This is a genomic window from Nostoc sp. ChiQUE01b (assembly GCF_034531255.1).
In the GTDB taxonomy this organism is placed as follows: Bacteria; Cyanobacteriota; Cyanobacteriia; order Cyanobacteriales; family Nostocaceae; genus Nostoc.
Map to the genome: position 1 here is coordinate 1 of NZ_JAVRBM010000084.1, position 26,076 is coordinate 26,076.

Below are 26,076 nucleotides of genomic sequence, written 5' to 3' on the forward strand. Positions count from 1 at the left end.
GAACTCGGAAGTTGAGCCTCTGAACTCGGAAGTTGAGCCTCTGAACTCGGAAGTTGAGCCTTTGAACACGGAAGTTGAGCCTTTGAACACGGAAGTTGAGCCTTTGAACACGGAAGTTGAGCCTTTGAACACGGAAGTTGCACCTTTGAACACGGAAGTTGCACCTTTGAACACGGAACTTCAGGATCAAAAGTTCAAAACTCAGAATTTTTAGAATTCGCAAACAAGTAAAGAGTCGAGTTAAACCAATGCGAGAGGCAATTTAGCGGCTCACCTTAACACAGCTACTACTTTATTTCTCAAAATTATAGCTAGGTAATCCAGTAATATCAGTTTGGAGAGCAAACAAATCACCTGAGTAGAAACTTTTGTCAATCTCGGTTTGGCTAAGTCCAACTGAAGCGGTAGTGATGTAAAGTGTTTGCAAATCATCACCGCCAAAGGTACAACTTGTTACAAGTGGAACTGGTAGCTTTATCCGCAATATCTCTTCACCCTTGGGATTGAAACGAATCACATACCATCCATTCCACATAGCTGACCAAATATTTCCTTGACTATCTATCGTCAAGCCATCTGGGTAGAAAGATTCATGAGTTAAATCAACAAAAATCCGGCGATTAGTAATGCTACCTGTTACTGAATCAAAGTCATAAGCATATATTTTTTGGTGAGGAGAGTCAGCCAAATAAAATGTCTTTTGGTCGGGACTCCAACCCAAGCCATTAGAAATAGTCAATCCTGTTTCCATTACATGTAATGAGCCATCAGCATCATAGCGATAGAGGCTAGCGTCGGGTTTTTCTATAGAAGACATTGAGCCAAACCAAAAGCGGCCTTGGGGGTCACATTTGCCATCATTGAGACGGTTATCTGGGAGATTTCCTTCGATTTCCAAAATGGGAGTAACTTCACCCGTCTGGATATTGAGGAATGCCAAATGATGACGCAGTGCCATAATTAATCTATCTTTACCTGCTCTTGCGATCGCGCCGACCACATCTCCCACATTAAAAAATAAGTCTTTCCTTGTAGCAGGATTGAACTGATGTACCCGATGGTTGTAGATATCAACCCAGTAAATTAAGTTTTGGGTAGAGTCCCAGATCGGGCCTTCACCCAAGCGGGCACGGGCTTCTAGAACATTCTGGAGTGGATATTGCAAAACCTGGATCATTCTATCAACCAACAACAGTATTTACAAAAATTAGTTTTAGTAGCCTTCAGGCAATTCTAAAAAAGGTTTGCCTAAATAATAGAGAAAATTGTCATTCCTATTCCAGTAAAAACTAAAGAGGCGATAAATTGCGTCTTTCTCAGGTAGAAGAAAATATTTTTGATTTTGATTTTCGCCAAACCTTTACCCCGATCCGTTAACTTAAAATTAGTCGGTCAGGATTCCCCTTATGTACCAAACAGACCCGCCTCTCTCTCCTAAAGAAGTCTTACCAACCATGTATGATCTTCCCAGTGAATACCCAGAGGACTCTGGTTTGCCTGACGAATTTCACCTTTTTCAACCCCAACTTCTGCGCGAAACCTTTTGTCCACCTAACTATCCAGCAGAGGAGGTATTTGTTGCCACTGACTTAAACCTTTACTATGATCTCCGACATACACTGTGGTACAAACGCCCAGACTGGTTTGCTGCTGTGGGAGTTTCGCGTCTCTACGAACAGCAAAACTTGCGTCTGAGTTATGTAATCTGGCAAGAAGGGGTTGCTCCTTTTGTAGTGGTAGAATTGCTTTCTCCTGGCACTGAAAAAGAAGACTTAGGACAAACTCTGCGGGAGATTAACCAACCACCGACCAAATGGGAAGTTTATGAGCGGATTTTGCGAGTTCCTTACTACATTGTGTTTGATCGGTACACTGATAAACTCCAAGTATTTCAATTAGTTGCAGACCGTTACAGCGAATTGGACTTGAGTACACCACGAGTGTGGATGCCAGGAATACAATTAGGTTTAGGACTTTGGCAAGGCACTTACGAAGGTATTGATCGCTTGTGGTTACGTTGGTACGATCATAGAGGAAATTGGATTTCTACGCAGCTAGAAGAAGAAAGGCGACGAGCCGAACGAGAAAGCCAACGAGCCGAACAAGAAAAACAACGTGCTGATAAATTAGCGGCGAAGTTGCGACAATTGGGCATTAACCCTGATGACGAGTAGTAGGTAATTGGTTTGTTTCCATTACCCATGACCGAATAATTACTAATTCGTAATTCGTAATTCGTAATTATTCGGTCAACGAACTTTACAATTAAACAGCTTGTAAAATCTCCTCATCTACAGAGAAATCAACATCGGCTTTATCCCGACCAGAAGCGAGATAATCGTTTTCCAAAGAATCTTGTAATCCAGAAATTAAATCATATTCAGGATGCCAGTTTAATTCTGTTTGCGCTTTATTCACCGAAGCAAAGAAATGCTGCACCCGCATCGGAAAAGCTTTGCGTTTGCCGAAATCAAACTTTTTCGGGTCGTAATGGACGATTTTTACAGCATCAGGTGATTTGCCTGCTGCGACAGCACTAGCACGGGCTAAACCATCAAAAGTGACAAAGCGATCGCCAGAGATATTATAAATCTGTCCTATGGCTTGTTTATTGCCCAAAATCTGAGTCAAAGCTTTTGCCAAGTCTTTTACATGACCTAGCTGCGTGATATGCAAGCCATTTCCGGGGATAGGAATGGGGCGATCGCGCACAATTCTGTCAAAAAACCAGCCTTCTAACTCATTATAATTACGAGGCCCGTAAATATAAGTAGGACGAATAGAAGTAAAGGGCAATCCCAATTGAGTCAGGTAAGCTTCTGTTTCATGTTTACCCTGATGGCGACTTTTGGGATCTACTGCATCGCCTTCGATGTGGGGCAATTGATCGGATTTGAGATACACCCCCGCAGAACTCATATACACAAAATGTTGCACTCGGTCTTGAAAAATTTCTGCTAGTGGTTGAGTATCAGTAAGTTCTCGCCCGTTATTGTCAAAAATGACATCGAAGTTTTCTTGTGATAACTTTGCTTTTAATTGAGTAGCGTCAGTGCGATCGCCTATAATTTGTCCTACTCCCTGTAAAGAAGGTGCTGGCCGATTCCCACGATTGAACAGCACTATCTCGTGTCCTTTTTCCACTAATAGTTGAGTTAAATAGACACCAATGAACCGAGTACCACCCATAATCAGAATTCGCATAAATTCACCCTTTCTATATCAGTTGTCATCAAGGGAGTGGGGAGTCGGGAGTCGGGAGTCGGGGACAAGGGGAATAACCATGCCCACTCCCCATTCCCCACTCCCCATTCCCAATCTGAGATTATCAGGTTGCAGTATCCATCTGGAACCTCTGGGGGAAAGATTCCGTCCCATTTGCTAATCTGAAGCACTTCCTGTTAATTAATCACAAGGGAAACTTTTCAGTCGGAGTCTAAAAAAACTATCTTCAATTTTGAATTTTGAATTTTGAATTGTTTAGCTGTGCCCTTGAAATATGCTCTAGTTCATGAGTGGCTGACACCGAAAGCCACAGGTGGTTCAGAACTCGTTGTCCGAGAAATTTTGAATCACATTGATGCTGATTTGTATGCTCTCATAGATTTTGAATCTAGCAATAGAGAAAGTTATTTATATAAGCGTCAAATTGGCAAGACGTTTCTCCAGAACTTTCCCTATGCCCGCAACGGTATACAAAAATACTTGCCTTTGTGGCCCTTGGCAATTGAACAACTTGATTTGCGGCATTATGATGTCATTCTGTCTTCATCCCATGCTGTTGCCAAAGGAATCCTTACTACTCCCGAACAGATGCATATTTGCTATTGTCACAGCCCGATGCGCTATGCCTGGGACTTGACCTTTGATTATCTGCGCCACAGCAAACTGGGTAATGGTTTCCCTGGATGGGTGACGCGATATTTATTACATCGTTTGCGCCAGTGGGATGTATTGAGTGCCAATCGCGTTGATTACTTCATTGCCAACTCGCAGCATACAGCTCGGCGGATTTGGCGTTGCTATCGGCGAGAAGCAACAGTCATTTATCCACCAGTGAATATTGCGGAATTTCCGTTTTTGTCTGAGAAAGAGGATTTTTACCTGACAGTTTCCCGGTTAGTGAGTTACAAGCAAATATCGTTGATTGTCAAGGCTTTTAATCAACTAAAACGACCATTAGTAGTCATTGGTACAGGAGATGAAATGAATAAGATTCGCGAGATGGCAAACTCAAATATCCAAATACTGGGATGGCAACCCGATAATGTGGTAAAAAAATATATGTCTAAGGCTAAGGCGTTTGTGTATGCAGCTTGTGAAGATTTTGGTATTGCCCTAGTGGAAGCACAAGCTTGCGGCACGCCAGTGATTGCTTATGGTGCAGGGGGTGCTCTAGAAACAGTGCGAGATATCCGTTCTTGTGCGGATACAGGGACAGGTATATTTTTCAGGACGCAAACAGAGGCGGCTTTGGTGGAGGCAGTAGAAAAGTTTGAAATGTGTGAGGGTTCGTTCAATTCCGAGTATATGCGATCGCACGCCGCGCAGTTCTCACCGCAAATCTTTGCAGATCGTTATCTAGATTTTGTAAACAAGTGCAACGAAAAAAGACCGTTTTTGCAATTATGGTCTTGATTAACGTCTTATTTTTTTAGGCTTTTGGCAATTTCCCCCAGAAGCACCTCATTTTGGCTTTAATATTGGGACTATGTGTGGTGTGGATTATTAAGGAGTATGATGACTGCCCAGAGCTCACTCCTCTCCGGCAAGCGAGGTGTACGGCAAGACACTAGAGCGTCTACGCGTACTCTTCTAAAACGCGGTCAAAGAACAAAGACGCCTAGAGTTAAACCTCAAGGTTTATCTTTTCAGGGTTTAAACGGAGAGTTTGCCAAACGACTGTTCGATATAGTGTTTTCGCTGTCAGTATTAATTTTGTTCTTCCCCGTCTACTTAATTTTGAGCTTGCTGATTGCCTTGAGCTCAGAAGGCCCAATTTTTTATGTCCAGGAACGGGTAGGGAAAAATTACAAAGCGTTTAATTGTATTAAATTCCGAACAATGGTAAGCAATGCAGACGAAATCCTCATGCAAATGATGGAAACATCGCCCGAATTGCGACAAGAATTTGAGAGCAGTTTTAAGCTGAAACAAGATCCCCGGATTACCAAAATTGGTCGATTTTTGCGAATTACTAGCTTAGACGAATTTCCACAGTTCTGGAACGTTTTAAAAGGGGACATGAGTGTAGTCGGCCCCCGACCTCTAGTAGCAGAAGAACTGCCAAAATACGGTTATCACATTGATGAGATTTTAACAATCCGTCCAGGAATTACTGGTTTGTGGCAGGTGTCTGGGCGTAATGACATTCCCTACCCTCGGCGAGTTCAAATAGACCTGCATTATGTCAAATTTAGGAATTTCTGGCTTGATTTATGGATCATCTTGAAAACTGTTGATGTGGTTATTCTGCCCAAAAATAATGGGGCATACTGAGTAACTACTTAGGTGGATTGATTCTGTGGGGCAATTAATGCCCCTAAGTACCAATTCTCCCCGAAAGCTAAAGGATTGCTCATCTTTAGTTTCTATATAGGACTTACGCACTATTCACGAAAGAATCAAACCGCTCCAGGCGCAGAGAAGCCAGTACGCCCTTGCGGTTAAGAGACTCGTACCCCCTTTCCTACGGAACGCTCCGCGAACGGGGAAGCAAGCTAGCAAGAGCGTCTCCCCTTCTCCCTTTGGGAGAGGCTAGGGCCTTCGCGGAGCGTCTCGTATAGAAGGGAGAAGCAACTGGCGCGACACACAGGAATAAGAATTTGAGAGATATTTTACGTAAGTCCTGCTATAATTTGTGCTTTTTTACTTAACTAAGACTTCTTGTGAGTGTGGATCTTTGGCTCTTTTGCCAGAAATCTAATTTAAAATACCTATTTGATTAAGTCTTCACAAAAGCAGAGATATATGAAGCTTTGACAAAAAAACAACATACATAAAAATACTCTTGATCTATCTGGTAAAAAAGAAAATATACATAATTAAACAATCTTAAGCTGTCTAAGGTTGGACTTACGTGTTAAATTACTTTTTATTAAGTATATTTATTTACGGAAAAAGTCTTATAAAAACAATAACTCGTAGGTTTCCCATTAGGCAATTCAGCAATTAGTTGCTAGGTTGTATCAGATTGGCTGTAACTTTTTAATCAAAGACAATAAGGGATAATTGAGCATGACGCAACAGAAGCGAGCGTTGATTACTGGTATTACTGGACAAGATGGTTCATATCTAAGTGAGTTTTTGTTGGAACAAGGTTATGAGGTTCATGGCATCATTCGCCGGACTTCTACCTTTAACACAGACCGCATCGATCACATTTACGAAGACCCCCACAAAGAGGGAGTGCGCTTGTTTCTTCACTACGGTGACTTGACAGATGGTACAACGTTGCGGCGTATTTTAGAAGAAGTAAAGCCAGTAGAGATTTACAACCTCGGCGCTCAATCCCATGTCAGAGTCAGCTTTGATTCACCAGAATACACGGTGGATGCAGTAGGAATGGGAACATTGCGTCTGTTGGAAGCAATTCGAGACTACCAGCATCGTACCGGAATTCAGGTGCGATTTTATCAGGCGGGTTCTTCAGAAATGTACGGTTTAGTACAAGCAATACCTCAAACTGAGACAACGCCCTTTTATCCCCGCAGTCCCTATGCCTGTGCGAAAGTTTACGCTCACTGGCAAACTGTAAATTATCGTGAATCTTATAATTTATTTGCTTGTAATGGCATACTTTTTAACCACGAGTCACCACGGCGGGGTGAAACCTTTGTAACCCGCAAAATTACTAGAGCCGTGGCTGGTATTGTTGCTGGTAAGCAGAAAAAGATTTACATGGGTAATCTAGATGCCAAGCGAGATTGGGGCTATGCGAAGGATTACGTCAAAGCAATGTGGTTGATGTTGCAGAAAGACCAGCCAGATGATTACGTAATTGCTACTGGTGAAACCCACTCGGTACGCGAGTTTTTGGAACTGGCATTTAGTTATGTGAATCTTAATTGGCAAGATTATGTAGAGTTTGATGAGCGTTACCTGCGTCCATCAGAGGTAGAGTTGTTGATTGGCGATTCTACCAAAGCACGGCAGAACTTGGGCTGGACACCATCAGTAACCTTTGAAGAACTAGTTTTTCTAATGGTAGAAGCAGACTTACAAGCATTGGGTCATACTTCACCCAATGGAAATGGTTCGCGATTTCCAAATGACATCGCGACTATTCGTCAAACACTGGGCGCTTTGCACTTCTGATTCGCATCACAGAGGATAAAATATGACCGCCTTAGGATTAAAAAATAAACGGATTCTCGTCACTGGTGGGTCGGGGTTTCTAGGTCGTCAGGTGATAGATCAACTGTGTAAAGCAGGAGCCGATCGTGAGAAAATTACAGTACCGCGATCGCACGATTCCGATTTGCGTGTTTGGGAAAATAGCCAACGTGCAGCTGACCAGCAAGACATAATTGTACATCTAGCAGCTCATGTCGGTGGTATCGGTTTAAACCGTGAAAAACCCGCAGAGTTGTTTTACGATAACTTGATCATGGGAACCCAGCTAATTCACGCTGCCTATCAAGCTGGAGTAGAAAAATTTGTTTGTGTTGGCACAATTTGCGCCTATCCTAAATTTACTCCCGTGCCATTCAAAGAAGATGATCTTTGGAATGGCTACCCAGAGGAAACCAACGCCCCTTACGGAATTGCAAAAAAAGCGCTTTTAGTTCAATTGCAATCTTACCGTCAGCAGTACGGTTTTAATGGGATTTACCTACTGCCAGTAAATTTATATGGGCCAGAAGATAACTTTGACCCCGGAAGTTCCCACGTCATTCCAGCGTTAGTTCGCAAAGTTCACGAAGCCCAAATTAAAGCAGAAAAGCAACTTTTAGTTTGGGGTGATGGCAGTCCTACCCGTGAGTTTCTGTATTCAGAAGATGCAGCGCGGGGGATTGTCATGGGAACTCAATTCTATAATGAATCGGAACCAGTTAACTTGGGAACCGGTTATGAAATCTCCATCCTTGATTTAGTAACTCTAATCTGCAAATTGATGGAGTTTAAGGGGGAAATTGTGTGGCAAACTGATAAGCCTAATGGTCAACCCCGGCGCTGTTTGGATACTGAACGAGCAAAGCTTGCCTTTAATTTCACGGCTCAGGTGAGCTTTGAAGAAGGGCTAAAGAATACCATTGAGTGGTATCGTCAACACGCTGCATAACAATGTACTGCTGAATGTAGAGTGATACAAGCTGGGCGATGCCCAGCTTATTTTTTTTGACGATATAAATTTTATGGACAAAGTTAATCATCAACTAAATAAAGTAGAACTGCGCCGCACTCTACTCAAAACACGTAAATCAATGTCCGTTGGAGAATGGAGAGAAAAAAGCGATCGCTTATGCTCTCATTTACAAAACTCTACTTTGTTTACCCAAGCAAAAACAATACTTGCTTATTTCAGCTTTCGCCAAGAACCCGACCTCAGTCCACTATTTGCAAACACCAAATACCGTTGGGGATTTCCTCGCTGCGTTGATAAATCCTTATGTTGGCATATTTGGACACCTGATGATTCTGTTCAAAATGGCGCTTATGGGATTAATGAACCACACCCCGACGCTCCCCTATTAGATGCTGCCGATGTAGATTTGATTCTCCTACCCAGTGTAGCTTGCGACTATCAAGGATATCGTTTGGGTTATGGCGGTGGATATTACGATCGCTTGCTCAGTTTACCGCAGTGGCAGACAAAGCCGACTATCGGAATTGTCTTTGATTTTGCCTATTTGTCCCATATACTGATTGAGCCTTGGGATAAACCACTACAAGCTATTTGTACGGAAACCGGATTGACTCGAAAAGGTTGAAGGATTCAGGATAACTAAGACATCTCATCAAATGTTTTATGACTAACCCAACATCATCTCCCACTGAGCAGGAAACAACAATCGACGAGATTATCGCAAGTAGTCTCCAAGCTCAACAAAAAACAGGCCCAGACCTCCGCCAAATTCATAGCAAAAGTCATGGACTCCTTTCGGGAGAGTTTATTATTGAACCTAATCTTCCTGAAGACCTAAGAGTAGGTTTGTTCAAAACGCCCCAAACCTACCCTGCGTGGATTCGTTTCTCTAGTGGTGGTTCGCCTGAAAAACGTGGTAAATTCCGCTCCGATAGCCAACCGGATGTTCGCGGTATCGCCATCAAGGTGATGAATGTGGACGGGAAAAAAGTGCTGGATGATGAAGAAAAAACTCAAGATTTCATACTTAACAATTATCCTACTTTCTTTACCAAAGACGTTCGTGATTACGCCGATCTTTCAAAAGCAGGTAGTGGACAACTTACCCCAGAACGGCTGGAAGAACTTGGTTACGCCTTTGCTATCTTGCAAAAAATTGTCAGCCACAAAGTAGGAAATCCACTTTTGATTCAATATTGGAGCATGGCTCCGTTTAAATTTGGTGAGCGGATTGTAAAATTATCAGTCAAATCTCAACAGCCTGAACAACCACCAGAAACACTTCCAGAATCAGAAAATTACCTTCGAGAAACGCTGGTAAAATATTTGACTGAAGAAGGTCGAGAAGCGTCTTTTGACTTTCTAATTCAGTTTTATGTAGATGACGACAAAACGCCGATTGAAGACCACATTCAGGAATGGCAAGAAGTAGATTCACCATTTATTAAAGTTGCAACTGTCCGCATTCCCAGTCAGAAGTTTGACTTTGAAGAACGCAAACGCTTAGATGAGGGTTCGCTGTTTTCCCCTTGGCATACACTGTTAGAGCATGAGCCTGTTGGAAGTGTGAATCTCTCTCGCAAGAGACTTTACAGCGAACTTGCAAAGTATCGGCGAGAAGAAATTGCTAAACGCTTGCGAGAACCACAACCTTATGTGGTGGTTGAAGATTAACCACTATAATTTGACTTAAAACTGTAGGATGATAGGCTATAAGCCTACTTGATTAGATACGATTTTTGGCATTGTTGATTTGATGTATAAAAGTTATTAGTTGTGCAACCAAAACTCTTGTAGAGACGTAAAATTTTACGTCTCTACATTTACAGATGAAAACTGAAAATTATTTGTCAAATGAAGAGACTGAAACTTTAGACAGATTATTGGTACAAGTTGACCAATTAAATATTATTAAAATTAGAGCTAGATATACATTAAATATTTTTCAAAATAAACAGCAAGTAGCGTGAGTGTTTACATTCCTGTTGAATTAAAAAATAAGATTCGCAGTCATTTTGCTAATTTGTGCGCTTACTGTCGCACTGCTGAAGCTTTAACAGTCACTACTTTTGAATTTGAGCATATTATTCCCTTGTCATCTGGTGGGGAAACTGGAGAAAGAAAATCTCTGCTTGGCTTGCCCATCTTATAATCGTTATAAAGCAACTCGTCAAACAGCAATTGACCCTAATACTCAGAATGAGGTTAAATTATTTGATCCACAACAGCAATTGTGGGCAGACCATTTTACTTGGAGTGAAGATACTACAGAAATTGTAGGGCTTACAACCATTGGGAGAGCAACAATTTCTACTTTAAAAATGAATCGTCTGCAATTGACTCGTGTGCGGAAAATGTGGGTGAAAATGGGTGAACATCCACCAAATATTTGAGCAAGTGCAAAATATAAAAAGCAAGTTGCAGTCTGATAAAGTAAGCTGTCATAAATATTTACAAAACTTGGAAAGTTATTAATCAAATGCTGAACTGGAAAAAATCACGATCGCAGATTCTGCTAATGTATGCGCTGTTGGGAGCGATCGCACTGTTGATGCTCTTTCCTTTACTATGGCTAATTAGTACAGCCTTGAAATCGCCGACGGAAAATATTTTTCAGTCACCGCCACAGTTGCTACCCAGTCAGCCGACACTAAATAACTTCTCTAGTGTTTGGAACTCTCTACCTTTTGGACAATACCTGTATAACAGTACCTTGGTGTCAGTGCTGACTGTGGGCTTAAATCTGCTGTTTTGCGCTTTGGCTGCCTATCCGTTGGCAAGATTGTCGTTTGTCGGGCGAGACTGGATTTTTGTAGCGATCGTCTCTACGATTATGATTCCCTTCCAAATCGTGATGATTCCCCTCTATATTTTGACAGTCCAGATAGGTTTGAGAAATACTTATTTAGGGATGATTTTTCCGAGTTTAGCTTCTGCCTTTGGCATTTTTCTGTTGCGCCAAGCTTTCATGAGTGTCCCCAAAGAAATAGAAGAAGCCGCTAGGATGGATGGTAGCTCAGAGTTAGGATTATGGTGGCATATTATGTTACCAGCAGTTCGCCCAGCATTGGTAACTTTAGCTATTTTTGTATTCATTGGTGCTTGGAGTGACTTTTTGTGGCCTTTAATTGTCATCCAAGATGAAAATTTATACACTCTTCCTTTGGGAGTCGCAAAGCTAGCAGGAACATTTTCTCTTGACTGGCGCTTGGTAGCTGCTGGCTCAGTAATTGCGATCGCCCCAGTATTATTACTATTTCTGTTCTTACAACGTTACATTGTACCGACAGAAACAGGTAGCGGCGTCAAGGGTTGAAGAAGAAAGTGGAGATGCACGAACCTGGAGAAAAACTAATGACAAATGACTAATGACTAATGACTAATGACAAATTCAATAAGCCCCAGTCTTTTTCAAGACTACCCAAATAGTTTTAATAATCAGACTCAGGTCATAAGTTACAGACCACTTACGTTGATAATCTATATCCATTTTGACAATGGTTTCAAAGTCTGTAATGCTGGAACGTCCATTAGCTTGCCATTCTCCGGTAATGCCTGGTTTGACTCGCAATCTATCCCAGTGGTGTGGATCGTAATTACTGACTTCATCAGGAGTCGGTGGACGAGTACCAACTAAACTCATGTCTCCTAACAAAACATTCCAAAATTGAGGGAATTCATCCAAGCTAGTACGTCGCAAAAACTTACCAACAGGAGTAATGCGAGGATCGTCAACAGATTTAAAGATGTGACCTTTGGCTTGGTTCTCAACTAAATGCTTGAGTTTATCTGCATCGACTATCATAGAGCGGAATTTCCAGATGCGGAAAGTTTTTCCGTTTAAACCACAGCGAATTTGGGAATAAAATATTGGACTTGGCTCATGAATAAAAGTAGCAATTGCTACGGGAATTGCTATCATAAATGTAACAATCAGCCCCACAATGGCTCCAACAATGTCAATTAATCGTTTTCTCACGCTTAACGTTGACGGATGTGAAGGCTCTTCCAAACAATTAACTGAATAAAGATAAAGATGATTCACAAGGGTTAACTTAGTTTTATAACAGGAATTTTTACATTAGTAGTGTAGACATAGACATTATTTTTAGGCAATTTTTACTGCTATTGTCACTCCTACCGAGTGTTAATATACACAAATTTTCGCCAATATAAAAACTAAAAATCCAAAACTTACAGAATCTTTCAATTAAACATATATATTGTAAATCTACAGTATTTTCGCCATCTAATAAATAAATATACTAATATTGTGCACATCCAAAAAATTACTGAGCTAAAGTATTAATACTGGTAAAACACAGCGTAAATAAACCACCCCTGACGCTCGTTCGCCCTTGGCGTCTCCCCTTCTCCCAAAGGGAGAGGCTAGCGCCAAGGGAGAAGACTCGCTTGCCGCCGGCGCTAATGGGTGACGCTCTCTACAAGACGCACTCGCGTTCGCAGGCTCGCTCTAAGCGTTAGCGCAGCGTCTCCAAGAGTTGCCATGCCGTTGGCTTTACGCTGCGCTAACGGCAGTTCCTCATGGGGAGCCAGTGCGTTGGGCGGCTGTGCCGACTTGTTCGCGCAGCGTCTCCCCTTGGGAGAAGCAACTGGCGTGGAAACCCCCTCTTCTGCGGACTGCCTCACCATTTCAAATGGCACAAAAGCTTGGAATACAATTCTTTTGACTTTTGACTTTTGACCGTGCCGATTTTGGATTGGGGTTTTTCGGTTCAAGCCCCGCCCCTTGTGGGCGGAACAAATCTAAAATCGTTAATCTAAAATCCCCAAGCCCCGACCCTTGTGGGCGGGGTTAATCCACGCATACGCTCTCTACGAGACGCTCTTGCTAGCTTGCAACTCTTACAGAGTACGCGGACTCGCTAACGCTTCGCTATCGTAAATCTAAAATCCAAAATCGTTTGACTTCCGCCTTGCAGTACTAGTCTCAACGATTAACCTGTAAGGCAAAATTCACTGTATATGGTTCCTCTAGTGATTGCTGATTACTAGCCTTAATTGCATCTAGATAGCGACGCAAAGACAACAATTGTTGAGAATTGGGACGATAAGTCAGATTCCCTTGTTTTTCAAAAAGTGGTGCTGTGGCGATCGCTTGATAGTCAGGATTTTCTTGCGAACTCTGGGTAAGCCAGGTTGATTCTGTGACTGAAGGTATTAAACCGGAAGGCAGTTTACCTTCCAAAAAAGCCAGCAGCCGTTGCTGACAAGTGCGAGTATTAATCCCCCGACCTTCAAATAACTGGATAACTTCACCAAAAGATAAGGGACGGTCTGGTAGCAATCGCAACAATTCTGTAAACAAGAAATAATCAGTGTATTGTTGCCTGGGTATATCTAAAATCTGGGGATGTAGAGGCAGCATCGCCAAACCATAAGCAACCCGACTGCAATTGGGAGCGCCATTTTCGCCGAGATATAAATCTTGAATAATCTTAGTGCTGGGAAGTTTTTGGCGTAACCAGCGGTTCACCGTCCCGATACAAGCCACTCCACCAGTCAGGATAGCTTGATTAATGGCTTCTGTGGGGATGCCACGAGCTACCAATAACTTGTTGAGTTCTCGGTTCAGGCGGCGCACAAAGGGGATAAATACCTGGCTTTCTAAGTCTCGTCGCTGCAAAACCCACTGCTGATCCGCCAATTCCAGGGTAAAAGAGTCTTGGTGTTGCAAAATCAGTTTTAGGGCTAATGCTGCATCTAATACCGCCTGTCCCAGTAGAGAGCTTTCTAGACGCTGCTGGAGACGAATTCTAGCGGTGATATCTGGTTCTCCAACTCTGGGTAGTTCTAATTCTTCCAACCCTAAAGTCTGCCAATGCATTTGGTCTAAACCGGGAATTGATGGTTGCCATTGCCAAGGATTACTCGTGGTAGTTTTGCGTAGGCGTAGCCCGCCGCAGGCATCGCTTGGTGTTTCTAGGCGTGATTGCCGAGATTTCGGTGGCAATAGCAACTGGCAGATTATATCTTGTTCAATACCCTTGCCAGCATAAGCAAAACTATGGAGCATGAAATCATTGTATGTCAATTGCTGCAAGGTTTCTGGTAGATTTACCAGCAACATTTCTGTGGCAGTTGTCCCAATGTTAATCACAAGGGTGTTGCCAGCAATGGGATGTTCGCTAGTTTTTGCTGGATGAGAACCTTGAGCATCGCTTAATTTTACTTGCTCACCACTAGCAGCATCCAGTTCCGGGAGTAGACTAGCGATCGCTTCTTCGACAAAAAAGACTTGCTGCGGATGTTGGATGAGTTTGCTAGTGAGTAAAGCTTCCCGCACGTTAAAGCGGTATTGTTCCGACCAGCTAAATGGACAGGTACAAATTACACCAGCAACATTATTGATAATCTGGGGAAAATCTTGTTCACCGATGCCAACAGCAGCAGCCATTAAACGAGGGGTAGTACTTGTTTTTTCGGATTTGAGGGTTAATAGTAACTTAGAGAGCGATCGCACAACCCAAATCAAAGGCCCTGCCGAAAATTCATTTAATTGCAAAATCGGTTCCCATTTCTGTCGTTCACTCTTGTAGGGAATGGCTACTTGTAGATAGGGCTTCAACTGCGCCGAGTAGAGATTGTTTTTCGGCGGTTCTGCTGTCGATTTTGGTGTTGCAGGAGTGTTGGCACGATCGGGTACTTTATCTTGGGCAACAGCCGCAGGTGCAGTCTGCTCATGTGCTTCGATAGTTTCGTTTTCACCGTGGGGTACAGAAGCTATAGGCAGATAAACCTCTGTTGGTAAACGAAACGATTGTTGAAAGGAACTTGTTCCCGACGAATTTTCTGCTGACCAGTAGATAGGATGTACAACAAAAGTTGAGCGATTTAATAATGCGGCGGAAATTCCTGTTGTACCTAAATCAATTCCTAAATACCACACTGATTCTAGAACATTCGGCAAAACTTCTGGATTATTTATGGAGTTGGCAATTGGAGGTAAAGAACTTTCTGGAACAGGAGTTGTGACTTCCTTTTTTTCAGTTTCTACCTGGGGAACTGCCAAACTTGAGAAAGCAGCAGCTGATGTATTCTCTGCTATTTGGAGATTTTCAGGGGAAGTTGTGTCTTTAATGTTATCAAGTGGTTCCGAGAAAACATCCAAGTTTGTAGCTGGCTGCGACTCAGAATTTAGCTGCCGATCAAAATTAGCCAAATCCCGATCTAACTGCTGCAACTGTTCTTCATCTAAAGAAATATCTGGTACGGCTGGAGACTGGTTTGATTCAATAGAAAGTAAGTTTTCTTGGGGTGAAGCAGCAATGTAGTTATCTGAAGACAGCTCGGTGCGATCGTTGTTAATTGATACTTCCGATGTGGCGATACTTTCTCTGCCTTCGCGCAGCGTGTCGTAGACAGACGCTTCTTCGCGAACGGTAGGCTCTGCCAACGCAATTTCTGGTACTTCTGGAGTAACTGGTGCTGTGGTTGTAGCATTATCCTCAGAAGAAGAGACTTCCAGCAATTGCAGTTCATTATCTGTATCAGGCAATAGGTCAGTTGCTGTAGCTGTAGCATTATCCTCAGAAGAAGAGACTTCCAGCAATTGCGGTTCGCTATCAACATCAGGCAATAAGTCAGTTAGGGTATTAATTGTATCAACGCTAGCTGGCTGAGTGCCGATTTGTGGCAAACTGTCTATTTGTGGAGTAGAGAAGTTAAGAGGTGAGTCTAGGTCAGTATTCTCTGCAAAAAATAGTTCTTCCTCTGGCTCTGATAAATCTGTGGTTTCGCCTAAAGTCTCTTGGGTTGAAAAACCCGTATCTGGAATCACAACCGCAGAATCAACGGTTGGAGAGACCGGCGGGACTTGTGCGATGTTCAACGGTGATGGAGAGGCTGTGGAAGCAGATAATTCATTTGTAGGAACATCGAGGCTGGGATTATTAACATCACCAGCATCAAACAAACTGGCGTAAAGTTGGTCTACTTCATCACCAATTGCCGCAGAAATATCTTGCGGTAATTCGGTCGGGGTTTGAGAATATTCAGATGAGTCTACACCAAGCTGCAACAGCACTGCATCTAGATCCTCTGTGAGGCTAGTCTCCTGTTGCTCAGAAGTAATTGTGAGTGGAGATGAAGTTTCTGACTGTATAAGCTCGAAGGATTGGGGCGCAACTCCAGCAGCAATCTCGGCTGGTTCAGTCAATGATGGTAGTGTCTCAGATTCTCCTCTCAGCAAAGATGACTGCGAACTAGGGGATTCTTGTTGCAAATGCTGGGTCAAATTGTTGACAAAGCTGGCCATCAGCTGTTCACCTTGCATCCCCTTACTATGCATTCTTGCCAGTGCTTGGGACAGGGATTCGTAATAAGTATTAATGTTGCGCTGTAGTGCTTCAAAGACTACATTCACCGTCCCATCTAGTGATAATAGGCGTTGATCCAACTCCCTAGCTAGCTGGGTTAAGCGCTCCACATCGTCAGAGGATTCTAATAAAGATTGAGTTGCAGAGGTTGCGTAATTAATTCCTCCTGAAGAACTGGCAGAATTTTCTCTCGTCTGTCCAATTAGTGGTGTTAAAGTTGGCACAAGGCGACTCATGAGTACCTGTAAAAACTCGGTAATCATTTGCTCCTGGTTTGTCAACTGCTGCGCTAATGAGTAGTTTTGCAAACGCTTTTGTTCTAGTTGCCGAATTTCTTGTATGAGAGTGGCTCGCTCTTGCAAAAGCAATTCTAATTCCGATCGCAACGGCTGAATCAATCTCGAAAATTCATTTTTTAATTGTCCTGCACCAACAGTACTCGGTTCCTGATTGAGTTCGGGCGGCGGTAGTGGATACTGGTTATTACCACGATCGATAAATTTTGTTAACAAAGGCGATGGCTCCGCCAACGCCAAGGGCGAACGCGGTTCTTCAGAAGACTGATTTGGGTTGCCGCTCTCTAATGCTGCTTTTTCTTGTAACCTTACCAAGAAGTCGCGAATTCGCTCTAAGACTTCTTTAGGCTCTTGTGCCTGACCAGACAGAAATCTAGATAGGCGCTTGCCACCACTGGCAAGTAAGTTGTCAATGTCTGCGATCAGCTTTTGAATTTCATCTGTACTAAAAGTCACTTCTCTTACCTTATGTATAAATTCTATGTCAACTAATGTGACAATTACTTTACAATCACCGTACCCCATAGAAAAGCAAGCTACGCGCAGCATTGACTATAGGAGAAATTTTGAGTGGCAAAAGCCGCTGCTTGGACTTGTGACTGTCATTATGTTATGGATTACTGGGAGTCGTGGCAATCTTCAATCATCCAAGAAAACAAGGAAAAAAGTTTCTCTTTGTCGCCCCATCCCCTTGTCTCCTTGTGTTTCCCTCTCCTTGTCCTCTTCAGACAGCCTTTGCTCGAAAAGCTTAATTTTGCGGGTTATTGGTTGCCTCTTTTTGAAAATCGCTAAAATTACCTGAGCAATAATTTACTCCCTTTAGTATCATTAATGTTGTTTGCCTATATTCATAACTAATCAAGTTTGCAGTGCAGCTAGCCCCTAAGCAATACAACCGCAGGCTAGAAACTACTTTTTGCAAAACTTTTACTCCGTTTAAACTTATAGGTAAAGATTATTTAGAAAAACTTCTTGTCGCTTTCTTGTGTAGCATAGTTTAGTTTTTTCTTTGAAAAGGAGCTGTGCAATGATAGCTTAGGCTACAAATGGCGCTCCTGTTTTTTGTGTGTACATAGCAGCTTGAGTTAAAGATGTCGTAATGGAAGATCGATATAGCTTGCAAGCACAGGCTAATTCCTGGATGATCGCCTCCGCTCCCTTTTTTCAAGGGTTGCCAGAAACTGCTGTGGAATCAGCCCTCACCCATCTCGTTACCCGCACTCACCCAGCCAATCAGGTGATTTTACTGGAAAATGACTGGGGTGGTTCTGTGTATTTTATTATGGATGGATGGGTAAAAATCCGCACCTACAATCTGGAAGGGAAAGAGGTAACGCTGAATATTATTGGCAAAGGTGAATTGTTTGGTGAAATGGCGGCGCTAGATGAAGCACCTCGATCCACCGATGTGATTACCTTGGCCCCGACGGTAATTGGTAGTATGCCTGCTCAGGATTTTGTCAAATTACTTCAGATAGAACCCTTGGCGGGAGTTCGATTGGCGCAACTAATGGCACGACGTTTGCGGCAAGTAAATCGCCGATTGCGGTTGCGGGAATCTGATAGCCAATCAAGGGTAGCAGATACGTTGTTATTTTTGGCAGAAGGACAGGGAAAAAAAGGGCAAACCGGAACCGAAATCCCCAATTTACCTCATCGGGAATTGAGTAGTTTGAGCGGACTGGCGCGGGAAACGGTGACACGAGTATTGACAAGGCTAGAAAAAAAAGGCTTGATTAAACGGGATCAAGACACTATTTGTATTCCCGATTTGTCAGCCTTAGAAAGAATGATCGTTTAAAAACTTGTCAAATATGAGTATTTTAGATTCTCTCCCAGATGAACCGGAGGAAGATCCATCCCCTGAATCTCCAACTCCTCAGAATCATTGGTTAGATAAAGAACAGCAGTTAATGCCCCCTCAAATCAAAGCTGATGCGCCCTTGAGGATGGTAGAAACGGCATTTTTAGCCAGTACCGCTAGCTTAATTTGGTTTATTAATTTTTACTTTCCCTTGGGCCCAGTTTTGCGGATATTTTTTCCAGTGCCGATCGCTCTAGTTTATCTGCGTTGGGGCAAACGTGCGGCATGGATGGCAGCACTCACCTCTGGGTTACTGTTGACGGTATTGATGGGGCCAGCCCGCAGTTTGCTGTTTGTCATGCCCTACGGGTTCATGGGCGTGCTTTTGGGCGCTACGTGGTGTCGTCGTCGTGTTCCCTGGATTGTTTCTATTACTTTGGGAACGCTATTAGGTACTTTAGGAGTCTTTTTTCGGCTGTGGTTGCTGTCTGTTTTGTCGGGTGAAGACCTGTGGATTTATGTGATTACCCAGGTGACTGAGTTCATTGAGTGGGTATTTTTTAACTTGAGTTTGTTGACGAGTCCCAGTGTATTTTTGATTCAAGTGGGAGCGATCGCTTTAATTGTACTCAACAACTTTATCTACCTTTTTATAGTACACCTGGCAGCGTGGTTGCTTTTTGACCGCCTGGGCAACCCGATCCCCCCCCCACCACACTGGGTACAAGTTCTCATGGATTATGAAGGATAGTCATTTGTCATTTGTCATTGGTTAAATGATGAGTCCTAACTAATAACCAATGCCCCATGCCCAATTCCCCATGCCCAATTCTCAAATTAGTATTTATACTCAAAAAGAACAGGGTGAACAATGGCTGCGACGGTATCGTGGTTGTCTACCTGTATTTGCTTGTGTTTTAGGATTTACTGAAACTGGTTTAATTCCAGGGATTTCAGCAGCTGGTCGCACTCCAGAGGATCGGAAATATACTGCTTGTGCCGATGCCGAATTTTTGTATTACGGCCCAGAACATAAAGCCCAATATCCCTTACCACCATTGGCGGCTGGGGCTTCACCCGTGCTGATTTCTCGCGCTGTCTTTGAGTCACTAAAGATACCAGTTCATTTATTTAATGCTGGTTTACCCCAGACTCCATCTGTGCCAGTAATTGATTTGAATGGCGCTCCTGCTAAGTGTTTAAGTGGAGGTGCTGCTATGGAAATTACAACAGTACATCACTTGTTTAAACAAGGGCTACTTTGGGGAGAACGCCTAGCTGTCAATATCCAACAGGGGTATCTGATTGTTGGTGAGTGCGTCGTCGGAGGTACTACAACTGCCCTGGCAATCTTAACTGGTTTAGGTACAGATGCTGCTGGAAAAGTTAACAGTAGCCATCCTGTTTGTAACCACGCACAAAAGTGGGCACTAGTGCAAGCTGGACTGGAGAAGATGAAGGGAGATGGGGGAGCAGGGGGAGAAAATACTACCTCATCCTCCTCATCTCCCTCATCCCCCCCAGTTAACCCCCTACAACTCGTCGCCGCCGTGGGCGATCCGATGCAGGTGGTGGTAGCTGGGATGGCGATCGCTGCTAGCCGTAGTTGTGGTGTAATGCTGGCTGGAGGGACGCAAATGCTGGCGGTTTATGCGCTCATTAGTGCGATCGCTCAAGCTTACGCCTTATCATGGCAACCAGAAGCAGTAGTTGTAGGCACAACCCGCTGGGTGGCTGAAGATCCTACTGGCGCTACAGTTGACTTAGCCCTTAACTTAGGAAAAAACAGCTTAACTCCGAGTGGAGAAATCCCTCCTCTATTAGCAACTCATCTAAGCTTTGCTGATTCTCGTTATCCCCAACTGAGAGCCTATGAGCAGGGCTTTGTCAAAGAAGGTATGGGTGCTGGAGCCGCTTGCATAGCCGCCCATCTTAGCCAAGATTGGCAGCAATACCAACTTTTGGCAGCCATTGAAGCTCAACTTGAACGGCTAAGTATTGCCTTGAATTAAAGATGAAAGTCTTTCTTTTTGCAAGTCGGAGAGGGACGATTTTACGTAGTGAAATCAAAGAGAGGTCTTTTCTGCGTAATATCAAGTTCGGCAAATCACTTACGAAGCGTGATGCGTAAAGCTCCCGTTTTCTAAACGGGGGATATAAGCGAACAGGATGGAATTTTGTTTACCTTCTAGTTTTTCAGGAGAATTATCTGATGGAATTAGTCAAAAATCTTGGTATTGCTACCGTCAGTACTGTTATAGGTATCATTTGTGTCGGTGCATCTTCTCCAGTCCAAGCTGTACAACTATTTGATTTTCAGTACTCTTTTCCCAGTTATGAAGCAAATGGTACAGCGATTTCTGCTAGCGGCACCCTTACAACCACCGATCTAGATCCGATAAAAAACAATTACACAATCACAGCAATAACTGGGACAAGGACAGCCCAAGGAATTACTGAGACAATCATCGGGCTGCTTTCACCAGGTACATACGGAATCAATGATAATTTTTTAAATACAACTACGCCGCTGTTAACCCAGAACGGTTTTTCTTACCTGGTTTCTGGAAGCGGGGAAGACGGAAATGGCAACGTTAATGTATTTTACAGTAGTTTGGATGAAGGTTATTCAGAGCTTTCAAGCAACGTAGATTATGGCAGCTTTAGTGTTGTTACTCCACGTCCTGTTCCCGAACCCTACACAGTAAGTGGCTCATTGGTTGCTCTTGGTTTTGGCTGGTGGACAAAGCGAAAGCAAGCACTAGCTTCCCAGAAGCAGCCTCATAAAGGTATCTATCTGTAAGGTTTACAGTGCATTTCCGATCTAGATTGCGTTATGCCTGCCATCTTAACTCTTACTTAAAGTAATACCAAGTCGCCTTCATGATGTATCACTAGACCACTTGGTATTAGAATATGATATCAACCGTAGCTTGATTAAAAACTTCCAGGATTGTCATCAAGTGCCAGCAAGAAATTAATCAGGTCTGCTTGCTGGTTGGAATTAAACCCAGACTGTCTATCTACGTAAAAGTAATGACCAGTGCCATCAAGGTTACTACGCACTAAACTAGGGTTAGCTTTGTTAGCTTTCACAACTAAAGCACGAAGATCGCGATCGACTAAAGCACGCAAGCTGCTAGCAGCATCGGCAGGTATACCTTGGCTGAGAGTGCCAGATAGCCCTAAGCCACTCTTGTTAACAACCGTGAAACTACCATTTGAGTCAAATTTTAGGCTTCCTGCCCGTACTGCTGCACCACCATCGTGCAAATATGGAGCGCTTACATAAAGACCACGTAAGGAAGTAGTTTTGTAACCACCTTTTGGCAATATACCTTTGGGTAGAGTTGTGGGAGTATCGGAGATACCCTGCGTTGGTACATCCAGTACTTCAGCCTTAGCAGGTATGGGAACGGGAGTATTAAAAGTGTACAGCTTGGGTGGTACTAACAAATTACTTAGCCGCAAGCGAGATTGGGCACGAGCTGGGTTAGTCCGAATTTCATCAATTGGATGAATTTTGTTGTCAGTGAAGAAGGGTGGAATATGGCAAGTTGCACAATTGGCTTTCTCAAATACTTTTGCACCACGCTTAACAGAATTGCTGTTCAACGCTTGCCAGTTTTCCGAAGTCTGGTTGGCAGGTGGTACTAAGCTATTTTGGAAAGCAGACATAGCATTGGCAGCAAATAAGAAAGGGCCACTCGCAATATCACCGGGCTTTTGAGTATTTGGGCTGAAAACTAAACCGTTGTAAGTAAATAAACTAGGGCGCAGGTTTGGGTAAGTTCCTGTACCAGGAGCAGGAATTTGGTCTTCTAATTGGGCTTGTGTAGGATTCGGTGCGATCTTTCGTAGCCATTTAGAGGGTTTTACTATCACTCCTTCTGGCAAACGTAGGCTGGGAGTGGCAGCATTTTGCAGAAATGTACCAATATAAACCTCTGGATCAATACCAAGAGTATCTGCACTGAGTTGAGCGGCTGCCGACAAATTGATTTCCGAAGAGTGAACACCGTTGCTGACAGCGCTGAGTCCTGCAAACGGCCCCACAGCAAACTGTCCATCAAGGAAATAAGGATGATTCTTAAATGTAAACATACTGGGAATTTGAGTAGTATTGTTGATACTATCTGATGAACTCTCAAAATTACCAAAAGGCACATCCAATACTGCATCGTCGAAAGCTTTTTCAAACTTTTCAGGATCAGGTAATTCTACTTTATTACCTTTACTGTCCAGAATAATTTTTCCATTGCCTTTGTATTGTGGATCTAGGGGATTAAACTTTAACCGCGAAAACCCTGCGGCTGAATTTGGTGCTAAAGCAACCAGCAGGGGCGTGGCAATTTCGCCATTAGGTACTCCTAAAAGACGTTCACCTTTATTTGAAAGGGATACATGGCAGGCAGCACAGCTAATATCAATCTTGGGTGTGATTCCCAGCCCAATGGGAAAAGTCCCTCCCTTTTCCACTTTTAAGCCTGTATTAATGACACTTCCTTGGGGAAAAGTTTGACTACCTAGTGTTATATTTTTCTCAAGAATAATTTGTAAGTTCGTTGTCGGCTGACCTTGTAACTTAACTATTGCTGTCTGTATTTCTGGCAAAATTGTAGCAAGGCCAAGTCCAAAACCAAATACACCTTGCAAGCCAAATGTGTCACCAATTTTGCGGTTGAAGAATATATCTTCACCTTTTGCAATTAATTCTTTAGTAATTTTAACTGCCCCCACCCGTTGATAGGAAATGGGATTTTTAGGGTCAAATCCTTTATTTACAACTAATTGTGATGCTTCTTGAGGACTCAGCAGTTTGCCGAAATAGTCGTAATAGCCTAACGGTTGAGTTGGAGCAGGTTGTAAAAGGTCAATTTTTGCGAAAGCTGTCTGGCTTGTCATCAACCAATTTGATAACAAGATGCCAAAAACGCTAATGAGAAAAACACAGATTAAGAAGAAAATCTTGGTTTTTGAAACATACAACACCCTAAAAACACCAGTTTTAGGGTTATTCTTTTTTTGTTTCATAGTGAGTACTCACTAAAAGCTTACAGGTAGATATATCACACTATTACGTAGATAGATGCAATAGTGTGTTTAAGTTTTTTATCAATTTGATAGCTAGATTAGTTGCTGATACTTAATATATGCTTACAAAGGCATTACTCTACATTGAACCTAAAGCTTTACCTTTCCTAACTCCAGCGATTTTTTTAATTAGTTTAACTCAGCTTAAATTGAATTAATTTTCTTTGATTAGCTGTTTTCCAAGATAGTAATTAATTGCGTTGTCAATCGTTGTATTTGAATTTCTGGTGTTATATTACCTCCACTTTGACAATGCCTTTCTATTATCTGAGATGTATCTTTCTTCTAAGAAACAGAAATGTTTCTTTACATCCATTGGGAATGCGATCGCTTCCTGAGACACTTTTGTCACTCTGAAAAGAGTAAAATCATAAAAGAGGTCTTTTAGCCAGGAGGGGACGATGACACAGCCAAGAAGCCCCAAACCCAGTATTAAATTTGTGGATGAATATTGTGCAATCTATAGAAACATCTTTCCTGAAGTCAGGAGTTTTGAAAGTTTCCGAAACCTACATTTGGGAATGATATCCGAGATAAAAAGGAAATCCTTACCAGAAATAGCTGATAGTGAACAATTTGAGATTCTCGAAACAGGGTTTTGGTCGGAAATTTGAATCCTAAATCTCAAATCCAAAATTGCTATAAGCTGGCTTCAACTTTCCCAAGAAATTGAGCATAGCTGAAACTACAGCATCCGGCGACTCAATCAAGAAGCCGTGACCACCACGTTCGATGACTACAAGTTCAGCATTGGGAATACCTTGAGCAAGTTGTTGGGAAAATTTTAGTGGAGTCAGAATATCTTGTTTGCCAACCAGAACTAAGGTAGGACAATGAATTTGTTGGAGATGGTCTCTTGTGTCACTGCTAAGGATGGCTTGACTGTGATGATAAAGTGAATGAGTTGCTGGTGGGAAAGGATATCTGATGGCAAATTCAATCAGACCTTCAATCATGTCAGGAATTGAGTAGAAAGCATCTGTAAATATCCAGGGCAGTACAACTTTTTCATAAAGTTTTAGGTCTACATTACTAGAAAGTTCGCCCCAAGTCTCGATGATGCTATTGAATAATGCATCACCTTTTGCCAAAGATGAAAGTAGCATCAGACTTTTTACCTTTTCAGGGTGTGCTAACACTAGTTCTTGGGCTATCTGACTACCCATTGAATGGCCTGCTAGATGCACCTGATTAATTCCGATATGATCGAGCAATGCTGCAACGTCACTAGCCATCTGTTTCAAACTATAGGGGTTTTTGGGAGCAGAACTTCTCCCCATACCTCGGTTATCCAAGCGAATGACTTGATACTGCGAAACCAGCGATGGCATAATTAGCGACCAATAAGCATGATCGCAAAGAAAGCCAGCTATTAATAGCAAAGGCTCACCTGTTCCTTTAATGTCGTAGAACAAATCAATCCCGTTAATCTGAACCTTGGGCATAGTAAATAATTCTGCTAAACCTGATTTTTAAGCAGGGATAGACAAGGTAAACTCCTACGTCTTGAATTTCTCATCCACCGGAATTTGATAGCCGTTGGCGAGGCGATTGGTCATATTGGCAGTGGCTGCGATCGCCATTAGTTCCCCAAACATAGTATCATTCATACCCTTGGCACGCGCTGCCGCTGTGTGCGAAGCGATGCAGTACTCACAGCCATTGGTTGCACTCACGGCAATGTAAATCAGTTCGCGCATCAATGGATCGATCTCACCAGGGCTAACCATCACTTCTTTTACCGCTTGCCACGTTCGTTTCAGGGTGGGAGGATGATTGGCTATGGCTTTCCAAAAATTATTAATATAGTCATTCTGACGTGTAAGGCGGATGTCATCATACACTGCACGTACTTCGTCGCTGGCTTTTTCGTATTCAATCAGCTTAGTCATGTTTTAATTCCATATAGTTGGGAGCAACGCGATTTTGTGAGGTGCTAAAAATTAGGGGTATAAATGACCTGTTTAATAGTGCGATCGCAGCGAAATACCTGTTTTTATTGAGAATCTAGCTATGTAACTGAGAATTATACCCCGATCTCACTTTTTCGCGTTGCTCCCATTATTTTTGAAACTTCTTGACTACTTCTACCAGATCCTAATAACCAAATTATTTGGTAATGGCTTCTTTGCATAGGGTCTTTTGCCTGACGGTAACGTTGCTCTAGTTCAGCTAGGGATAGATGTGGCTCTTTACTGATACGCTTTGGCATTGGTACGGTAGATCCTTGTGTGA

At 42.8% G+C, this 26,076-nt stretch carries 23 protein-coding genes and 2 pseudogenes; 16 read left to right on the forward strand and 9 right to left on the reverse strand.

Annotated elements, in window-relative coordinates; all coding sequences use genetic code 11:
- Positions 1-214 (forward strand): annotated as a pseudogene (locus tag RMY63_RS33820) (hypothetical protein); the annotation flags it as partial.
- Positions 215-292: 78 nt separating this feature from the next.
- Here RMY63_RS33820 and RMY63_RS33825 read toward each other — a convergent pair.
- Positions 293-1,177: an SMP-30/gluconolactonase/LRE family protein gene (locus tag RMY63_RS33825; protein WP_322732895.1), complete on the reverse strand. Its 885-nt coding sequence runs from the start codon at positions 1,175-1,177 to the stop codon at positions 293-295.
- 229 nt (positions 1,178-1,406) lie between these two features.
- Here RMY63_RS33825 and RMY63_RS33830 point away from each other — a divergent pair, with 229 nt between their 5' ends.
- Positions 1,407-2,174: a Uma2 family endonuclease gene (locus RMY63_RS33830; protein ID WP_322732896.1), complete on the forward strand. Its 768-nt coding sequence runs from the start codon at positions 1,407-1,409 to the stop codon at positions 2,172-2,174.
- A gap of 91 nt (positions 2,175-2,265) precedes the next feature.
- On the opposite strand, the gene RMY63_RS33835 is transcribed toward RMY63_RS33830, so the two are convergent.
- Positions 2,266-3,204: an NAD-dependent epimerase/dehydratase family protein gene (locus RMY63_RS33835; protein WP_322732897.1), complete on the reverse strand. Its 939-nt coding sequence runs from the start codon at positions 3,202-3,204 to the stop codon at positions 2,266-2,268.
- A gap of 282 nt (positions 3,205-3,486) precedes the next feature.
- Here RMY63_RS33835 and RMY63_RS33840 point away from each other — a divergent pair, with 282 nt between their 5' ends.
- The 9 genes from RMY63_RS33840 (at position 3,487) to RMY63_RS33880 (ending at position 11,624) form a co-directional block, all read left to right on the forward strand.
- Complete coding sequence (locus RMY63_RS33840) at positions 3,487-4,638, forward strand: glycosyltransferase (RefSeq protein WP_322732898.1); 1,152 nt, start codon at positions 3,487-3,489, stop codon at positions 4,636-4,638.
- A 102-nt stretch (positions 4,639-4,740) separates the two neighbouring features.
- Positions 4,741-5,499, forward strand: a complete 759-nt coding sequence (locus RMY63_RS33845) for a sugar transferase (protein WP_322732925.1) — start codon at positions 4,741-4,743, stop codon at positions 5,497-5,499.
- Positions 5,500-6,237: 738 nt separating this feature from the next.
- A complete protein-coding gene (gmd, locus tag RMY63_RS33850; protein WP_322732899.1) occupies positions 6,238-7,317 on the forward strand; it encodes a GDP-mannose 4,6-dehydratase in 1,080 nt (359 codons plus the stop codon).
- 22 nt (positions 7,318-7,339) lie between these two features.
- On the forward strand, positions 7,340-8,284 hold the full coding sequence (locus RMY63_RS33855; RefSeq protein ID WP_322732900.1) for a GDP-L-fucose synthase: 945 nt from the start codon (positions 7,340-7,342) through the stop codon (positions 8,282-8,284).
- 73 nt (positions 8,285-8,357) lie between these two features.
- Complete coding sequence (locus tag RMY63_RS33860) at positions 8,358-8,933, forward strand: 5-formyltetrahydrofolate cyclo-ligase (protein WP_322732901.1); 576 nt, start codon at positions 8,358-8,360, stop codon at positions 8,931-8,933.
- 38 nt (positions 8,934-8,971) lie between these two features.
- Positions 8,972-9,982 (forward strand): catalase family protein, encoded by a 1,011-nt coding sequence (locus RMY63_RS33865; protein ID WP_322732902.1) that lies wholly within the window; start codon positions 8,972-8,974, stop codon positions 9,980-9,982.
- Between the two features lie 155 nt (positions 9,983-10,137).
- The gene (locus RMY63_RS33870) at positions 10,138-10,278 is read left to right on the forward strand and encodes a hypothetical protein (protein ID WP_322732903.1); all 141 of its coding nucleotides are present in this window, start codon (positions 10,138-10,140) and stop codon (positions 10,276-10,278) included.
- A 105-nt stretch (positions 10,279-10,383) separates the two neighbouring features.
- Positions 10,384-10,701 carry an HNH endonuclease gene (locus tag RMY63_RS33875; protein WP_322732904.1) on the forward strand — a complete coding sequence of 106 codons (318 nt, stop codon included), beginning with the start codon at positions 10,384-10,386 and terminating at the stop codon, positions 10,699-10,701.
- A gap of 86 nt (positions 10,702-10,787) precedes the next feature.
- Entirely contained in the window at positions 10,788-11,624 is an 837-nt protein-coding gene (locus RMY63_RS33880; protein ID WP_322732905.1) for a carbohydrate ABC transporter permease, read from the forward strand.
- Between the two features lie 75 nt (positions 11,625-11,699).
- On the opposite strand, the gene RMY63_RS33885 is transcribed toward RMY63_RS33880, so the two are convergent.
- The 3 genes from RMY63_RS33885 to RMY63_RS33895 form a co-directional block, all read right to left on the reverse strand.
- Positions 11,700-12,353, reverse strand: a complete 654-nt coding sequence (locus RMY63_RS33885) for a sugar transferase (RefSeq protein ID WP_322732906.1) — start codon at positions 12,351-12,353, stop codon at positions 11,700-11,702.
- Between the two features lie 380 nt (positions 12,354-12,733).
- Positions 12,734-13,048 carry a hypothetical protein gene (locus RMY63_RS33890; RefSeq protein WP_322732907.1) on the reverse strand — a complete coding sequence of 105 codons (315 nt, stop codon included), beginning with the start codon at positions 13,046-13,048 and terminating at the stop codon, positions 12,734-12,736.
- 211 nt (positions 13,049-13,259) lie between these two features.
- Positions 13,260-17,399 (reverse strand): hypothetical protein, encoded by a 4,140-nt coding sequence (locus tag RMY63_RS33895; RefSeq protein ID WP_322732908.1) that lies wholly within the window; start codon positions 17,397-17,399, stop codon positions 13,260-13,262.
- Positions 17,400-18,042: 643 nt separating this feature from the next.
- Between RMY63_RS33895 and RMY63_RS33900 the strand changes: the two genes are divergently transcribed.
- The 4 genes from RMY63_RS33900 to RMY63_RS33915 all read left to right on the forward strand — a co-directional run bounded on the left by RMY63_RS33900 (position 18,043) and on the right by RMY63_RS33915 (position 21,550).
- Entirely contained in the window at positions 18,043-18,744 is a 702-nt protein-coding gene (locus RMY63_RS33900) for a Crp/Fnr family transcriptional regulator (RefSeq protein WP_094349203.1), read from the forward strand.
- A gap of 13 nt (positions 18,745-18,757) precedes the next feature.
- The gene (locus RMY63_RS33905) at positions 18,758-19,498 is read left to right on the forward strand and encodes a DUF2232 domain-containing protein (RefSeq protein WP_322732909.1); all 741 of its coding nucleotides are present in this window, start codon (positions 18,758-18,760) and stop codon (positions 19,496-19,498) included.
- Between the two features lie 70 nt (positions 19,499-19,568).
- The gene (cobT, locus tag RMY63_RS33910) at positions 19,569-20,759 is read left to right on the forward strand and encodes a nicotinate mononucleotide-dependent phosphoribosyltransferase CobT (protein WP_322732926.1); all 1,191 of its coding nucleotides are present in this window, start codon (positions 19,569-19,571) and stop codon (positions 20,757-20,759) included.
- Positions 20,760-20,959: 200 nt separating this feature from the next.
- Positions 20,960-21,550, forward strand: coding sequence for a PEP-CTERM sorting domain-containing protein (locus tag RMY63_RS33915; protein WP_322732910.1), 591 nt, complete (start codon positions 20,960-20,962; stop codon positions 21,548-21,550).
- Positions 21,551-21,684: 134 nt separating this feature from the next.
- Here RMY63_RS33915 and RMY63_RS33920 read toward each other — a convergent pair whose 3' ends face one another.
- Complete coding sequence (locus tag RMY63_RS33920) at positions 21,685-23,781, reverse strand: di-heme oxidoredictase family protein (protein ID WP_322732911.1); 2,097 nt, start codon at positions 23,779-23,781, stop codon at positions 21,685-21,687.
- A 461-nt stretch (positions 23,782-24,242) separates the two neighbouring features.
- On the opposite strand from RMY63_RS33920, the pseudogene RMY63_RS33925 reads away from it, so the two are divergent.
- Positions 24,243-24,404 (forward strand): annotated as a pseudogene (locus RMY63_RS33925) (IS701 family transposase); the annotation flags it as partial.
- A gap of 54 nt (positions 24,405-24,458) precedes the next feature.
- On the opposite strand, the gene RMY63_RS33930 reads toward RMY63_RS33925, so the two are convergent.
- From RMY63_RS33930 to RMY63_RS33940, 3 genes are all read right to left on the reverse strand, one after another.
- Positions 24,459-25,286 carry an alpha/beta hydrolase gene (locus RMY63_RS33930; RefSeq protein WP_322732912.1) on the reverse strand — a complete coding sequence of 276 codons (828 nt, stop codon included), beginning with the start codon at positions 25,284-25,286 and terminating at the stop codon, positions 24,459-24,461.
- Positions 25,287-25,340: 54 nt separating this feature from the next.
- The gene (locus RMY63_RS33935) at positions 25,341-25,733 is read right to left on the reverse strand and encodes a carboxymuconolactone decarboxylase family protein (protein ID WP_322732913.1); all 393 of its coding nucleotides are present in this window, start codon (positions 25,731-25,733) and stop codon (positions 25,341-25,343) included.
- A gap of 134 nt (positions 25,734-25,867) precedes the next feature.
- Positions 25,868-26,053: a hypothetical protein gene (locus RMY63_RS33940; RefSeq protein WP_322732914.1), complete on the reverse strand. Its 186-nt coding sequence runs from the start codon at positions 26,051-26,053 to the stop codon at positions 25,868-25,870.
- Positions 26,054-26,076: the final 23 nt, after the last annotated feature.